The sequence below is a fragment of the Clostridium vitabionis genome (assembly GCF_015351765.1).
In the GTDB taxonomy this organism is placed as follows: Bacteria; Bacillota; Clostridia; order Lachnospirales; family Lachnospiraceae; genus Clostridium_R; species Clostridium_R vitabionis.
Genome location: NZ_JADKQA010000001.1, coordinates 282,775 through 297,709, shown reverse-complemented (window position 1 = coordinate 297,709; position 14,935 = coordinate 282,775). Strand labels below are relative to the sequence as shown.

Below are 14,935 nucleotides of genomic sequence, written 5' to 3'. Positions count from 1 at the left end.
ACAGCAGGGGGATCCAATCTTCCGTTATTTTTTTAATTTCCCTTTCCCTTCTTCAGCTGATTATGCTGGTTCAGCAGTTCCTGCATGCAGGCAACCAGCGGCCAGCCCTTGCTGCGGTGGAACGCAATGCAGGCGACACAGTCGCCATGACGGACACAGTTTACTGTGCAGGGACAATCCTCAACAATCGTATTCATTTTTCTCTCCTCCTCCGGACATCTGATCTGGCTTACCATATTCAGTTTACGGAAAATATGTTAAACTGTATGTTGTACAGACAACCGACATAACGCCATCGACACAAAAATCACACGAAACAGCAGGGAGGAAAGCTCTTTATGGAAAATATATCAGGCAGCCCGACGAAAATCATGCTGGATCCTACAGACCTCGACAGGATCGCGTCCTCCCCGCTCTTTGCCGGAAACAGCCAGGAGGAACTTTCTTCCCTCCTGCCCTGCCTCAAGAGCCGCAAGAAAACATTTGCCAAGGGAGACTGGATTTTCCGCGCAGGCAGCAGGATCAGCGAGGCGGGGCTCTTGTTATCCGGAGGCGCGCATATCGAGCGCTATGACTACTGGGGCAACCGCCATATCGTGAGCGCTATCCGCCCCGGGGAGGTTTTCGGGGAGAGCTACGCCGCCTCCCCGAAAAGCGTCATGAACGTCAGCGTACAGGCGGATGAAAAACTCTCGGTTCTCTTTCTGGATATGGCGAAGGCGATGCACATGTGCACCTCCGCGTGTCCTTTCCACGCCCGCCTGATCGACAATCTCGTGTCCCTCCTCGCGCAGCGGAACCTGATGCTCAATGAAAAGCTGACCTATGTGACCCAGCACACGCTGCGCGATAAAATTTTGTCCTATCTTTCGGCAGAATCCCTGCGCCAGCACTCCTCCTATTTCGATATCCCGTTCGACCGGCAGCAGCTTGCCGACTACCTGAATGCGGAGCGCAGCGCCCTCTCCGGCGAACTTGCCCGGCTGAAAAAAGAAGGCGTCCTCGATTACCAGAAAAACCATTTTCGCCTGCTGGTTCCGGTGAGCGGCACGGAATAAGCTTTTCCTGTACCCGATCTCCGCCTCGGTACCCGGCAGGCCGATGTGGCTCTGCTCACTTTCTCTCACGATCAGCGATCCAGAATCTCCCCGTCTACAGAGATCGTCACCACCTGCCACGGAATGAACTTGCCGCTGTTTCTGAGCGCCTGCTCTGCGGCATACTGGAGCCCGCCGCAGCAGGGCACCTCCATCCGCACGACCGTGACGCCGCGGATGTCGTTGTTGGTGAGGATCGCCGTGAGTTTCTCCGAATAATCCACGTCGTCCAGCTTCGGGCAGCCGATCACCGTGACCCTGTCGCGCATAAAATCCTCATGCATGCTCGCATAGGCATACGCCGTGCAGTCCGCGGCGATCAGGAGTTTTGCCCCGTCGAAGAACGGCGCCCTCTCGGGAAGAAGCTTGATCTGAACCGGCCACTGGCCGAGCCTGGATACCGGCCTGCCATATCCTGCCGCTGCGCGCTCCGCCGTCTCGGCGCCCTCCGCGCGGTCACCGCCGTTGTTTTCCCTGTTAAACTGCATCAATCTCGATCCCGGGCATCCCATCGCTCTCTGTTCCTTTCTCCGTCCACTATTCTTCGCCTGTTTTACCGCCTCGGCATCATACGCCGGAGCTTCCCTCTCCTCGAAGGTGATCGCCCCTGTCGGGCATTCCGGCAGGCAGTCCCCGAAACCGTCACAGAAATTCTCCCTGACCAGCTTCGCCTTTCCATTGACCAGGTCAATGGCGCCCTCATGGCAGGCATTCGCGCAAAGCCCGCATCCGTTGCATTTTTCCTCATCAATATGGATAATCTTTCGAATCACAGCGGTATCTCCTTCCTCGCTCACTTCGTTATGAGCAAATCTTATCCGAAACTGCGGGCGAAGTATGTTGTCCCGGCAACATTTTTGATGCAGCCCGCCAGAAATTCGCACAACTCCCCAGCAAAATTCCTACTTAGTTAGTATGAATTTCCTCTTTACGAAATTCTCCTTTCGTCATAGAATAGGGCTACCCACTCATCACCGGCCTGCCGGAAAATGCCGCGGCCGGCTTCATTGTCCGGGTCTTCCCCGACAATGATAGAGACAAGGAAAGGAGACTCCTATGACAGATATTCTCATCATCGGCGCAGGAACTGCCGGCCTCACCGCCGGAATCTATGCCGCGCGCGCGGGCAAATCGGTAAAAATCCTCGAATCTACCACCTACGGCGGGCAGATCATCAACACGCCGGATATTGAAAATTATCCCGGCTTCGCGCACATTTCCGGATATGAATTTGCCCAGAATCTCTATGAGCAGGCAGCCGGCCTCGGCGTGGAAGTAGAATTTGCGGAAGTCACCTCTGTCACAGACGGGCAGGAAAAGCACGTTGAGACCGCTGACGGCAAGACTTACGCCGCCAAAGCCATCATCCTTGCAACAGGCGCTAAAAACCGTCCGCTGGGGATCGCGCGGGAAAAAGAACTTATCGGCAGGGGCATTTCCTACTGCGCGACCTGCGACGGCATGTTCTTCCGCGGCAAAGATACCGCGGTCAATGGCGGCGGCAACACCGCGATCGGGGACGCCCTCTATCTCGCCGGAATCTGCAGCAAGGTTTACCTGATCCACCGAAGAGACCAGTTCCGCGGCGCGGAAATCGATGTGGAAAAATTAAAAGAGAAGGGAAATGTTGAATTTGTCCTGAACAGCACCGTTACCGCGCTGAACGGCGACCAGCAGCTTACCAGCATCGATGTGACCAACAAAATCACCGGGGAAGTCCGCAACATCCCGGTATCCGCTCTCTTCGTCGCCATCGGCCAGGTTCCGGACAGCCGTGCGTTCTCCGGGCTGGTCAATGTGGATGACAAGGGCTACATCATCGCCGGCGAGGACTGCCATACCAGCCACGAGGGCGTCTTCGCTGCCGGCGACTGCAGGACAAAGTCTCTCCGCCAGCTCACCACAGCTGCTGCTGATGGCGCCATCGCCGCGACTGCCGCGTGCGAGTACATCGATAAGAACGGGAAATAATCCCGGCCGCCGCCCATGGGGGACATTCGCACGGAAATATCTGATCCCGAGGAAGCCATAGAAATCTTTCCCGCGATCTCTCCAAAAGCCCGGAAGCCCCGGGCTTTTTCTTTTGACTCTCCACCGAGATTAGTTTTCGTGCGCTTCCTCCCACATATCATAGGCATCCTCCATGGCCTCTTCCTCATCCTCATAATCGTCCCCATAAGCATCTGCCCAATCTGCCGCAAAGTCGTCCGGGTCATCATATCCGTCAAACTCCATGTCCGGATACGGATAGGAATAATTGGACGTAGAAGAATGCGGCGAATACGACGGCTTTGCCTTTGAAGAAGACGTCGTCTCGCGAGCCGCCGAGATGCCGGAATTGCTTGGCTTGATTGTCGATAGATCAGTCTGCCCCAGCGGTTCCGGCTGGGTTGACACGGAAGACACCCCGCCGCTGTCCTCCGAAGGAGCGAAACGCAGATAAAAGCCGAATAATGCAATATAGAACAGTACGGCCGCGAGGATATACTTTCCAAATCGCGGTTTGTCTTCTCCATGATCGGACATCCAATCCACCTCCCGAAACGTCATTCACCCCAAAGCGGATCTCTCACTTTCTGCTTTTTGGATCCTACTGCCAGCCTTTTTTTGCTTGCTTTAATGATACCACACCATCTGGGGGATGAGCCAAAAAGATGGCTTACTCCTCATTATGGAAACCTGCCGCGGGAAATCAAGCAGCCCACAGGACAATCGCGCCGATGAGCAGAAAATCCAGAGGTTTGCGAACGCCAGTTTGTGCTCCCCGGCTTGCATTTTGCGCCGCAGGGATTATCCTTATCATAGGGAAAGAAAAACCGCGAATCTGGAGGAAAAAATGATCTATACCAACCGTTATGAATCCCCGTTGGGGAACATCCTTCTCGCCTGCGACAGTGAAGGCCTGACCGGCCTGTGGTTTATAGAAGGCAGCAGATATGCGATGCGGGGGCTCAGCAAAGATGCTGTCCCCCGCGAAACAGAATTTTTTGACCAGGCCAGGGAATGGCTGGACATCTATTTTTCCGGCCGTGATCCGGGCTTTCTCCCGAAAATCCATCTGACCGGTTCCCCCTTCCGGATCCGTGTCGGAGAGCTCCTGTGTGAGATCCCCTTTGGCCAAACCGTCACCTATGGATGGATCGCTGACCGGATCGCAAAGGAACGCGGCAAGGAGCACATGTCCGCGCGCGCGGTCGGCGGCGCGGTCGGGCACAATCCCATCAGCATCCTTGTTCCCTGCCACCGCGTGGTCGGGGCAGACGGGAGCCTGACCGGATACGCGGGAGGGCTTAAGCGGAAGATTGCGCTTCTCACGCTGGAAGGCATTGATCTCCGTAAGTTTTCCCCCGCGTGACTGTCCTTAATCCATCCGGTGAATCGGCCTGCCTTCATAGTAAATCTCGCCGTCGACACGGCTGAACCTGCTCATCCACTCATCATAGTAGAACCAGGCGTCCTGGCCCATCTGGGAATGCGGTTTTTCTAAGGTAGTCGTGTAGCGTACCATGGGAACGCCGGACGCATTCGCCCACTCCCGGTTCAGGTAGCGCCCGTCCCGCCAGGAACCGAATTCCCCGGGCTTCACATGATTGCGTCCGCACCAGTACTCAACGGTGAATTTTGCCTTGGGATTATTCTCCATGGTGCCACCGCCGACATCATTTTCCCCCATCTGGATCCATACCGGAAGCTCAAAATCCTCCCGCACACCGGGCACCTGAAGGCCTCCCATGAAGCCGCCCGCGATGACCCCGGAATTGGAGCAGACGGCGGCGAACAGCTCCGGCATACAGAGGGCAAGGCGCTGGGTCATCGCCGCCCCCATGGAATGCCCGTTGACATAGATCCTTGTTTGATCTACAGGATAGCGCGAGCTGATATCGCTGATGATCTCCCGGATAAATTTCTCATCATCCATGATCTCGGGATCGCGGGACGCATTCCAGGCCGGGTGGGGCATATTATCGCCCATATGGCGCATCGCACCGGTGGGCATAGCAACAATGAAGCCTCTCTCCTTGGCAACCTGGACCCACTCACTTGAGTTAAGGCCGGTGATTCCGGTCGAGGACCCGCCGTGAAGGTAAATCACCAGCGGATATTTCCCATCTGTCAGGATCTGCGCGCGGCCGGGCACATACTCGTACCAGTGGCGCATCCACCCGTCAATCTCCCGCTCTTGCCTGGTCAGATGCCACTGCTCGGGAGACCGGTACGGATGAAGGTCATTATTGACCGCGCCATTCTGTCTCTGGGTGAGCGCGAGGAATCGATACCAGATGTTTGCTGTCACAGGTGCCGTGCAGGGGTCTTCTGTCCGGATATATTCCACTCTCGCTACAGGCTGGTGGTCGATGACAGACTCCAGCTGTGCCATATCCGGCATCCAGATTTTCGCGCCTGCCTGTTCATACGCTTCCTCCTCGCTCTTATTGGCATATTTCCAGTAAGCGATCACCGGGTCAAGCTCTTCTTCCTTCTGAGGCGTCAAAAATGCCACCGGCTGCGGCACTTCCTTCAGGGGAATATCCGAAGCCCTCGATGGAGACTCCCCGACAGTTTTAAGCTCATCCTCATCCACCGCAATCCTGCCGGCAAATGCCGCCGCACAGTACCGGTTCGGGATCCTCAAAATATACCGGTGCGCCACATCCGCGGCGCTTCCATAGCCGATCAGGCAGCTGAATCCATACTGATTGTCCATATAGGTTCTTGCGCAGCGCGCCTTATTCAGCGCCTCCAGCAATTCTTCCGTCTGCTGGCTGTAGACTCCCAGCGGGTCGTCCTTCCCTCCGAAGAGCAGCAGGAGAAGATGCTCTTTCTCGGCGAGATTTGCCCATCCTGTCCGCTCAAGGAAATCATCCACATCCATCTCATCGGAGAGCAGGATCGTGATATTCCTGCCGCTGTACTCGATCTCCTGGGGGAAATATGCATAATAGGGATGCTGTACACCGCCGAAATCGACATTTCCCCTGTACCTGCCTTTATTCAAGGTCAGATAAGGCCGGTCGTGCGGGACACGCCGAAACGCCGCGTCAAAATCCGTCTCAAAATTTTTCCATTCCATCATCCATAACCTCACTCTCAAAAAATGCCCCACCCGAAAATTTCGGAGAGGGGCAGGGATTCCGTTACCAGTTCATCTCATTCGAAGGATGTCTCTTGACGTAAACCGCGCCGTAGATAAATGCGTACACGACTGTCGCTACTGCGAGCCCGGCGAAGAAAGCATACCCGGTCCGGTAAGTTCCGTAGGCGGCAGCAAGCGCGGGGATCGCCATATTGGCCAGCGTCATGCCGATATCATTGCCGATGCCAACCGTGGACGAGGCGACGGCCTGCTTTTCATAGGGCATAGATTTCATTGCCATCGTGCGCCCCGCCATGGCATTTCCTCCGGTAAAGACGCCGAGGATAACCGCGGAAATATAGAACGTTGTCAGGCTCTGGGCATTGGCCATCACCAGGCAGGCTGCCGCATAACCGAGGCCGGAGCAGAGGACACACCATCTCGCGCCCCACTGATCCATCACCTTTCCGAAGAACGGCTTCGTGAAGTACATGATCACATTGGAAATGGTGGCATAGAGGCCGGCATTCGCGATATTCATCTCCGCTTTCCCGAATTTTACCACCCAGGATGCCCCGAGCGCGATGCTGATAAACTGGAACGTGAAGGTGATGACCAGGATGGGCGCGCACTGGATCGAGAACAGGTTGCCAAAACGGATTTTTTTCAGTCCTTCAAGCAGGGTCTCATCCTTGTTGATCTTAGAGGTGTAGGGAATCGTCATCGCCAGCACCGCGGAAATCAGCCCGAAGACAGCCGTCATCACGAAGCCTGCACGATACCCCATGGCATTCGCGACAGCGAGAATAAGGACAGCGGAGAAGCTGGAGGCGATGACCTGGGCAAGAGAATAGACGGACATCGCCGTACCCAGATCATCCTTATCCACGACTTCGCCGACCATGATGAATCCGGCGCTGTTGTTGATTGCCCACGCGACGCCGCGGATGATCTGCGCACAGTTCAGTCCCGGAACAGATTTCGCGAATACCAGGACGATGTACGAGACGGTGAGCAGCAGATAGGCGAGGATCAGCATATACTTTCTGTTGAATTTATCCACCAGCACTGCCGTGATGGGGCGCATAATCAGGCCGATCATGGAGACCATGCCCGCGATGCCGCCGACAACCACCGGATCGAGGGCCAGCTCCTCTGTGCCATAGCGGACGAATACCGAGCCGGCGCAGCTGAAGGACAGGCAGGCAAAAATGTAGCAGACAAACAGGGTCAGGAAGCTTCGGGACAACAGCACCTGAAGCACATTTTTCTTTTTCGCAGTTTCAGTAGCCATAGTTTTTTCTCCTTGTCAATATTGGTTTTCTTGTATTCCTCAAGAGTTCTGCCTCTCTCGATGCTCAATCGTGCAGGATCCGGTTTGCCGCGAAGCGGCCTCTCCAGAAAGCAAAATCCTTTTTCCAGAAGCCATCCGTCGCCTTCCAGGTGGTATCCATCACCATGACTTCCCCATCCGGCATATAGCGGTGCCAGGTGGGAATGCTCCGGTTGTTCGGATTCCCGGTGCTGATGAAAGCCGCCCAGGTGTCCATCATCCTGGGTTCCATTTCTTCTGGCGCATCCCCCGGAATAATCGTTCCGAAGACATAATTGCTGGGAGCGCCGTGGGCAGCCCGGTATTTTCCGCCGTCTTCCCTGAGCTGGAATTGATACTCATAAACCGGAATCTTCCGGCAAATTGCGCGTCCGATCCATTCGCCGCCAAGGCTGAGGCCCAGTTCATTATGAATGGACATTACTGCTTCCCTGGGATCCATCTCCGGATGCAGCGCGAGGAAAGCTGCGACATCCTCCCGGGTGACATGCTTATCCTGATTGCGCGCGATGACAAACTGGATACATTCTTCCAGGGTTTTTCCGCGGAACATCTGGTCGTACTCCCCGGCACTCCCGCCGATCATCGCCTCGCTGCCGTTAAACTCTCCGCTGGCAAATGCCCGGAAGGGATCTTTTTTCACCACCAGGCCATCTTCAACCGGAGAAAATAATTTGCTCGCGTGGCTTCCGCCAAAATGGAGGGAAAAGAGCTGCTTCTGTACCGCCAGCACCTGCTCTGCGGATAACGCAAGCGCCTCCTCCAGTGTGTGGACTCCGGCGAGTTCTAAGACCTTTTGTCCAATCTCCTCACTGGTGTCATAGGCCACTGTGCCCAGGTCAGTCATAAAGGAACTCTGGCAGATCGTCCGGCGGAAGAGTCCTCTCGCCATCGGCATCGCCATCAAATGGCTGATGGCATTAGATCCGGCGGAGTGCCCGTACATCGTCACATTCTCGGGATCCCCGCCAAAAGCCTCGATATTTTTCCGCGTCCACCGAAGCGCGCAAAGAATATCCAACAGCGCCAGATTGTTGCTGAATTGATATTTCTCCTCCCTGGTCACATGGGAGAGGTTCATGCTTCCCATGAGGCCAACCCGGTAATTTGGAGCGATCACGAGGATCTCCGGATGCGCTTTGATAAAATTCTGCGGCAGATAACCCTTCTTGTAGTTGTACCCCTGAATGTAGGAACCGCCGTATACCCAGAAAAGCACTGCTTTCTTCGGCCTTTCCGGATCCGCTGTCCAGATGTTCAGGTTCAGGCAGTCTTCCGACTGCGGAAAGGTCAACGGTTCTCCGCTCCGTGCCGCCCAGAATGGCGCCGGCGGCGGCTGGATCGGCGCAAAGCCATACTCCTCGCTGCCGGCTTCCCTATCCAGCTGCTCCACCATAACCGGTGCTTCCCACCGTTTCACCGAAGCAAAAGGAATATTCTTGTAAATATAGACGCCATCTTCTTTTCCTCCGCGGATACTTCCGCAGGGGGCATGGATCGTTGAAGCAAAATTCATGATAATCTCCTCTTTTCTTCAAATTTTCATCATTCCGGTGACCACCATGAAGAGAAGTGTCAGCCAGCAGAAAATCTGCACCGGAATCAGGGAATATTTTAGATGATCCTTCATCTCCACCCCGGCCAGGCCAAGAGCCAGGTAAGGGGTGGCATTAAACAGGCTCAGGTTAGCGCTGACAATCCCGCAGGCGAATACACAACCAAAAAGCTGCTGCGGGGTAAAGCCAAATGCCGCAACCATAGGAAGAATAGCCGGCAGCACAACCGAATTTTTCGCTCCACCGAGTGTGATGCTGAGCAGCAGGCTGAAGATGCAGAGGATAAAAGGAATATGCGCGATCGCGCCTGCCGGCGCGCTGTTCACAATCAGGCGGGCCAACGCCCCGAGTTCTCCGGTTCCATTATTGATACCGACAAGGACAGCAACGCCGAAAAGCGTAAAGACCATATGGAATACCGTCCCTGACTGCTTCCTGAAGTATTCCCGCTGATCCTTGATATGGGGGTAATTCAAAACCAGAAGGACGGCAAACCCAAGGCCGAAAGCGAGATTCGACGGCAGCCTCCCCGCGAGAAGCAGAACCATCAGGGTCAGGGTGAAAATACCGTCAAACAGCGCGATCTTTCGCCCAAAGGGATATTCAACGCTCTCCCTGATCTCCTCTTTCATCTTCAGAAATTCTTCCCGGGTCAGCCCCGCCCCGTTTTTCTTTTCATACAGGGCAACAGGGACGCAGAAGAGAAGCATCAGGACAATCATAAAAATCAGCGCCGGGCGGACAAAGCGGAATACGTCGAATGCTTCTGCCCCCACGTAGGAACTACCTTCCACCAGGCCAGGAGCCCAGGGAAGAAGGCAGAGCGTGCCTGATGCCAGGCTTTCCATCAGCAGAAGCGCCTGTGGTCGGATCTTCATCCTCTCATAGATCGGCTTCATCGGGGGAATGGTACAAAGCGCTGTCGTCGCGCCGGAACCATCGAGCTGCGTTCCCATGCCGACCAGGCAGGTGATCACCAGGACGCCGAGCACGCTATTTCCCAGGAAACGCATGATGAACTGCACAAGTGCCTTGAATACTCCGGCATCATGCAGGAGGCCGAAGTACAGGATCGCGAAAGCCATCAGAAAAATCGTATTTCCCAGCGCTTTCATTCCGTCTCCGATAAATCCATTGACTTCTCGGGGCCCGTATCCCATCAACAGGGCAGCAAGAATCGGGACTGCCGAGAAAATCACTCCGGGAGGCGCCACCTCCCGGAACAGCAGCACAATAATCAATACCATCATGGCGACGGCCACGGCTATGGAAAAAGTCATTTTTTACTCCTTAAACTACAATTTGACAAATGCAATATGTTATCTCTATCTGAAAGCATCGGATTGCTTGCTGATTTGCTTATACAAATCGTAACAGAAACAGCAATAATGCAAAACGGCCAACCTGCACATCGAAAATCGCAAAAAATGTGCAGACTGACCGTTTACCAATCCGTTTTCTCCCCATATTCTATTCGATAAGATATTGAAAAATACCCCGGCTTACCTCGCGGCTTCTGCCCAAAGGTAGGAAAGCTCGAGGGGATCTTTTCCCAGGTATTTCTCAATATATGTGGCCACCGCTGCGGAAAATGCGCAGGTCATCCGGAGATTATCGTCGTCCAGGCTCCCGCCCAGCAATTCTTCTATCCTGTTGAGCCGCCCGAGCAGGGTATTTCGGTGAACATACAGCGCCTTAGCAGTCCTGGTTGCGTTGCAACTATTTTGAAGATAGGCTGCTAGCGTCCTGGACAGCTCCCCGCTGTTCCGCTGGTCATAGCGGAGAAGCTCTGCATAGCGCGGTGAACAGAGAAAAAGCAGGTTGCCTTCGTGATATCCGCCGGAGTTTCTGAAACACAGATCAATGATGTGATAGATCTGGTACCGCTCGCCCAGGATGACCCGCTGTTCCGGACGAAGCTTGGCTGCGATGTTCAGCTCTGCGCAAGATTGCAGATAGGCCTGCCGGATGAAAAATAGGTCTCTCGAGAAACTCCCGATACAGAAACGGGCATCATACTCCTGCGCCAGAGGAACGAGCTTGTCCTCTTCTGCCCGGATTTCCCGGTAACTCTCCCGGCTGTTGAGGATCAGGATGCGGTTCTCTCTCGCGGAGACCTTAGCCCCGGGAAAAACAACCCGTATAGCCTGCATCAGGGCGGTATCCATCGTGATATCATTTCCTGGATCCATCGGGACAGCCAGGAGCCACTGATACCACTGCCCCGGCTTGAGGCCAGCTTTTTCCGCCCTCCGGTTTAATTCCTCCTCACTGTGCAAACGGCGCTCAAAGATGTCATCCAAAAGCAGGGAAAAACCGCTGTCCTCAGGATGCCGCCCGGCCTTCTGGAGGGAAGCGTACTGGCGGAACAGGGGAAGGAGGGATTGAAAATTATCAAGAAGCAGATGATCAACTTCACCGGACTCTGACAGGATCAGGATGCGTCCGACCTTCATCCTCTGCTTTCGCATCTCGCAGAGGATGCCATAGGTCAGATGATCCAGGACAAAATGCATGGCGCTGATCTCAGGCTGCGGCTTTCCCTCAATGCGGGTGGCATGCCGGCGAATCTGTGCCACGAGTTCTTCCGGCATTTCCCCATGAATCAACAAGTCCATGATATACCGGTTTTCAAAAGCGTATTCCACCTCGGAGGCAAGAACCCGGCCTTCCGCATCCAGCCAGAACATCGGTTTCTGCAGAAGAGCCGAAAAAAGCTTCAAAATCTGCGCGATCCCGTCTCCCCGGACAATGGCATCGTTAATCTCCGACACCTGTCTCTCCCATTGAAAATAGTACGACATGAGCCGGTTCCCAATCTCCATGGTGGACAGGCTGGAGACAGCCCAGAGGCTGTTCCCCTTGGCTGCCAGCGGTTCGAGAGGCCCGATATCGCTTCCCTCCGATTGGATAAACATCAGCGGAAAGTTTCCCTTCCATCTCTCAAGCAGCGGCAGAAGCCTCTCCTCATTGCCAATATAGAGGCATCCCTCCTCCGGTTCCGTGTCGGGAAGGGCCATCACGATATTACGGACAGTGCTGTCCTTCACATGATCGATCCACTGGCTTTGCAGTGAAGTGTGCAGCTGATTTAACATCATGTGAAAGGAAATCATTTTCTCCATCCATCCGCCGGTAACCGGCCTTAAGCACATCCGCTCCTTCCGCCTGGCGCGGAAAACGCGGAAATTTTCAAGAAGCAGCCGGGATGTATTGCACTCCCAATGAATCTAATGATACAGTAATAAGGTTAGAAATTCAATCTGGCGCCCAGGCAGCGGATCCTTCCGCCCAACCAGCCCAGGTTTACTGCCCGCAGGAAGGAATCAATTATGTACGCTCATGTCAATGATGCAGATCTCTACTACGAAGAGGCTGGAACAGGGGAAAAATACATTTTATGCATGTCACAAATCCCGGATCCTGACCAGAAGGGATGGCCATATGACCTCGCTCCCGACGGGTATCACGTCTATATTATCCAGATGCGCGGGTATGGGAAATCTACGCATATCTCCGATCATTTTGAGAATGACTGGTACGACATCTGGGCTGATGATGTGGATGCCTTCGCCAGGCAGTTCGGGATTGAACGCTATGTCTACACCGGATTATCGGACGGCGCGGGGATTGGCTGGCACCTGTGCCTCCGCCACCCCGGCTCTCTGATCGGATTCGTCTCCCTGTCCGGCGGCCCGCACTCCCGGAAAATTGGCTCCATCAACCCATTCCGAAAGAATCATATCAGCCAGACCGCCCAGCCGGACATGGTACTCAAGTGGGCCACCTATCAGAAGCAGTGCATGCTCTCTTATGCCAAACGCTATCCGGAGGGAAGTGCACTGAATCAGGAATTCAGGGAAAAAGCAGAAAAGCTCTACGCCGACCAGCAGCACCGAAGCATAGAAGAGTTCCTCATCAACCCGTCCATTCCATTTCCCCATGTGCATACCGACGAGGAGCTTCTGTCGATTCTCTCAGAGATCCGGATCCCCATGCTGCTGATTAACGGAAAAAAGGATGCTATTCTCCCTCCATCGAAGGTTCTGGATGTGTCCGCCGTCATCCCAGGCGTCAAGGTTGTCTCCTACCAGGACGGGACAAACCGCGTCCAATATGACCACCGCCAGGATGTCCACGATGAAATTCTTCTTTTCCTGAAAAAGTATTGTCCTTAAGCTCACGGATCATCCAGCAGAGGAGTATCGTTTACTTCCTGCCATCCGCGATCCATCCCAGCGCGAAACCGAGCAGTGCAGGAACCATCCATCCGAACCCGAAGGAAGCCAGCGGCAGGCTGTTGGCCATGCGGCTCAGGATCCCCAGCGGAAAGGCGGCGAGGATGCTCTGCACTGCCGTAAATCCGACACAGAGACGGGGCAGGACACGCTGCTGCTTCTGCCTGGGAAGATAGAATAACAGGATCAGCACGATGGCAATGGGATAAACCGCATTCAGCACCGGCGTGGACAGCTGAATGATCTGGGCAAGACCGATGTTCGAGATCAGCATGCTGGCAAATGCAAAAAATCCCATCATCGCGGGATAAGGGATGCGGGGAAGCAGCTCATGGAAATACTGCCCCACGCAGGCGAGAAGGCCGACGCAGGTATTGAAGCAGGCGATCAGGAAAATCGCCGCGACCAGCGAAAGCCCTGCTGTGCCGAATAAGGCATTTGCCAGCGCGGTAAGAACCTCTGCGCCCGTATCCAGCCCGGAAAAAGCTCCGCCCACCTGAGTCCCTGCATAGCCCAGCATCGCGTAGACCGCGAGGAGCAGGCAACCGGCGATCCAGCCGGCACGCACGGCACTCCGCTCCTGCTCCTGTCTCTCCGTGATTCCAAGCGCCGCGATATTCAGCAGAATAACCGCCCCGAAATTCAGCGCGGCAAGGGTATCCATCGTCTGATAGCCGTACAGGATTCCCCGGGCAGCCGGCAGGGTGGCATATTCTGTTGCGGGAACGCCCGGAGCCGCCGACAGGGGGTGGAACAGGCAGCCCGCAAATAGCACCAGAATCAAGACGAGCAGGCATGGGCAAAGAATTTTCCCCAGTCGGTCGGTCAGCTTTTCCGGGCGCAACGCCAGAAGAAATGCCGCCGCAAAGAACACGGCCGAATAGGCCGCCTGAAAATTCCTGCCGTCCTGAACTAGCGGAACCAGCATTTCAAAGGATGTGCTCGCTGTCCGCGGAATGGCCAGGCAGGGGCCGATCGCGAGATACACCGCGATCGTGAGAATCAGGGCGAATTTCGGGTGGACAGAGGAGGCCAGATTCATCAGCCCCCCCCGCGTGCGCCGCCGCGATGACCCCCGCAATCGGAAGCGCGACCGCGCTGACCGAAAGTCCAAGAAAGGCAAGCCAGAAATTGGTACCGGCCTGCATGCCGAGATAGGGCGGGAATATCAGGTTCCCCGCGCCAAAGAACATCGAAAACAGTGTAAATCCGACCAGCAGCTGCTTTTTCCGGGAAAATGTCTTCATGGTAATAACTCCGTTTCCTTTTCTTGCTGACGAACATTATAGCGCATGATTCCCCCATCTGTGAACAGCCGTCCTCAAAAATATCACCTGCGCGCATATTCCCTGCGATATCATATCCATCTCCCGGCGCAGCAAATGATTCCTCTGAGAATGCCGCAACAGCGGCTGAAGATGCTCCGTTTTTCTTCCTGATCCGATCGAACGTTTTGCGCAACCGTTTCATAGGCGAGCATGGTCATGACATTTGCGGATCATCCTATTCCAGGAAGAGGCCGGATTATGGGACAGATCTCTGTGTAAGATATAGTCGTAGGAACAACGGCGGCGAATTCTACCGGACAATTTTTCGGCCTTTAGAATAATTGTCCAGTAGGTGATCCTATTTTCATC

The 14,935-nt window shown here is 54.8% G+C and carries 12 protein-coding genes and 1 pseudogene; 4 read left to right on the top strand and 9 right to left on the bottom strand.

The window, feature by feature from the left end; genetic code table 11:
- Window positions 1–32 precede the first annotated feature (32 nt).
- Window positions 33–197, bottom strand: coding sequence for a hypothetical protein (locus tag ISF27_RS01315; protein WP_194608391.1), 165 nt, complete (start codon window positions 195–197; stop codon window positions 33–35).
- Between the two features lie 141 nt (window positions 198–338).
- Here ISF27_RS01315 and ISF27_RS01310 point away from each other — a divergent pair, with 141 nt between their 5' ends.
- On the top strand, window positions 339–1,058 hold the full coding sequence (locus tag ISF27_RS01310; RefSeq protein ID WP_235985981.1) for a Crp/Fnr family transcriptional regulator: 720 nt from the start codon (window positions 339–341) through the stop codon (window positions 1,056–1,058).
- A 71-nt stretch (window positions 1,059–1,129) separates the two neighbouring features.
- On the opposite strand, the gene ISF27_RS01305 is transcribed toward ISF27_RS01310, so the two are convergent.
- On the bottom strand, window positions 1,130–1,870 hold the full coding sequence (locus ISF27_RS01305; RefSeq protein WP_194608390.1) for an ATP-binding protein: 741 nt from the start codon (window positions 1,868–1,870) through the stop codon (window positions 1,130–1,132).
- A 283-nt stretch (window positions 1,871–2,153) separates the two neighbouring features.
- On the opposite strand from ISF27_RS01305, the gene trxB reads away from it, so the two are divergent.
- Window positions 2,154–3,068: a thioredoxin-disulfide reductase gene (gene trxB / locus ISF27_RS01300; protein WP_194608389.1), complete on the top strand. Its 915-nt coding sequence runs from the start codon at window positions 2,154–2,156 to the stop codon at window positions 3,066–3,068.
- 129 nt (window positions 3,069–3,197) lie between these two features.
- Here trxB and ISF27_RS01295 read toward each other — a convergent pair whose 3' ends face one another.
- Window positions 3,198–3,623 carry a hypothetical protein gene (locus ISF27_RS01295; RefSeq protein WP_194608388.1) on the bottom strand — a complete coding sequence of 142 codons (426 nt, stop codon included), beginning with the start codon at window positions 3,621–3,623 and terminating at the stop codon, window positions 3,198–3,200.
- Window positions 3,624–3,933: 310 nt separating this feature from the next.
- On the opposite strand from ISF27_RS01295, the gene ISF27_RS01290 reads away from it, so the two are divergent.
- A complete protein-coding gene (locus ISF27_RS01290; protein WP_194608387.1) occupies window positions 3,934–4,452 on the top strand; it encodes a methylated-DNA--[protein]-cysteine S-methyltransferase in 519 nt (172 codons plus the stop codon).
- Between the two features lie 6 nt (window positions 4,453–4,458).
- Here the strand turns inward: ISF27_RS01290 and ISF27_RS01285 are convergent, their stop codons facing one another.
- From ISF27_RS01285 to ISF27_RS01265, 5 genes are all read right to left on the bottom strand, one after another.
- Complete coding sequence (locus tag ISF27_RS01285) at window positions 4,459–6,171, bottom strand: alpha/beta hydrolase family esterase (protein WP_194608386.1); 1,713 nt, start codon at window positions 6,169–6,171, stop codon at window positions 4,459–4,461.
- Between the two features lie 61 nt (window positions 6,172–6,232).
- On the bottom strand, window positions 6,233–7,465 hold the full coding sequence (locus ISF27_RS01280) for an MFS transporter (RefSeq protein WP_194608385.1): 1,233 nt from the start codon (window positions 7,463–7,465) through the stop codon (window positions 6,233–6,235).
- A gap of 64 nt (window positions 7,466–7,529) precedes the next feature.
- Window positions 7,530–9,020, bottom strand: coding sequence for a carboxylesterase family protein (locus ISF27_RS01275; RefSeq protein ID WP_194608384.1), 1,491 nt, complete (start codon window positions 9,018–9,020; stop codon window positions 7,530–7,532).
- An 18-nt stretch (window positions 9,021–9,038) separates the two neighbouring features.
- The gene (locus tag ISF27_RS01270) at window positions 9,039–10,340 is read right to left on the bottom strand and encodes an SLC13 family permease (protein WP_194608382.1); all 1,302 of its coding nucleotides are present in this window, start codon (window positions 10,338–10,340) and stop codon (window positions 9,039–9,041) included.
- Window positions 10,341–10,562: 222 nt separating this feature from the next.
- Complete coding sequence (locus ISF27_RS01265; protein ID WP_194608381.1) at window positions 10,563–12,161, bottom strand: PucR family transcriptional regulator; 1,599 nt, start codon at window positions 12,159–12,161, stop codon at window positions 10,563–10,565.
- Between the two features lie 231 nt (window positions 12,162–12,392).
- On the opposite strand from ISF27_RS01265, the gene ISF27_RS01260 reads away from it, so the two are divergent.
- On the top strand, window positions 12,393–13,238 hold the full coding sequence (locus ISF27_RS01260; RefSeq protein WP_194608379.1) for an alpha/beta fold hydrolase: 846 nt from the start codon (window positions 12,393–12,395) through the stop codon (window positions 13,236–13,238).
- A gap of 31 nt (window positions 13,239–13,269) precedes the next feature.
- On the opposite strand, the pseudogene brnQ reads toward ISF27_RS01260, so the two are convergent.
- Window positions 13,270–14,491 (bottom strand): annotated as a pseudogene (gene brnQ / locus ISF27_RS01255) (branched-chain amino acid transport system II carrier protein).
- Window positions 14,492–14,935: the final 444 nt, after the last annotated feature.

Coding starts and splice junctions, on each gene's coding strand:
- ISF27_RS01295 (WP_194608388.1), bottom strand. CDS start 3,623: ATGTCCGATCATGGAGAAGACAAACCGCGATTTGGAAAGTATATCCTC.
- ISF27_RS01270 (WP_194608382.1), bottom strand. CDS start 10,340: ATGACTTTTTCCATAGCCGTGGCCGTCGCCATGATGGTATTGATTATT.
- ISF27_RS01285 (WP_194608386.1), bottom strand. CDS start 6,171: ATGATGGAATGGAAAAATTTTGAGACGGATTTTGACGCGGCGTTTCGG.
- trxB (WP_194608389.1), top strand. CDS start 2,154: ATGACAGATATTCTCATCATCGGCGCAGGAACTGCCGGCCTCACCGCC.
- ISF27_RS01290 (WP_194608387.1), top strand. CDS start 3,934: ATGATCTATACCAACCGTTATGAATCCCCGTTGGGGAACATCCTTCTC.
- ISF27_RS01265 (WP_194608381.1), bottom strand. CDS start 12,161: ATGATGTTAAATCAGCTGCACACTTCACTGCAAAGCCAGTGGATCGAT.
- ISF27_RS01275 (WP_194608384.1), bottom strand. CDS start 9,020: ATGAATTTTGCTTCAACGATCCATGCCCCCTGCGGAAGTATCCGCGGA.
- ISF27_RS01260 (WP_194608379.1), top strand. CDS start 12,393: ATGTACGCTCATGTCAATGATGCAGATCTCTACTACGAAGAGGCTGGA.
- ISF27_RS01310 (WP_235985981.1), top strand. CDS start 339: ATGGAAAATATATCAGGCAGCCCGACGAAAATCATGCTGGATCCTACA.
- ISF27_RS01315 (WP_194608391.1), bottom strand. CDS start 197: ATGAATACGATTGTTGAGGATTGTCCCTGCACAGTAAACTGTGTCCGT.
- ISF27_RS01280 (WP_194608385.1), bottom strand. CDS start 7,465: ATGGCTACTGAAACTGCGAAAAAGAAAAATGTGCTTCAGGTGCTGTTG.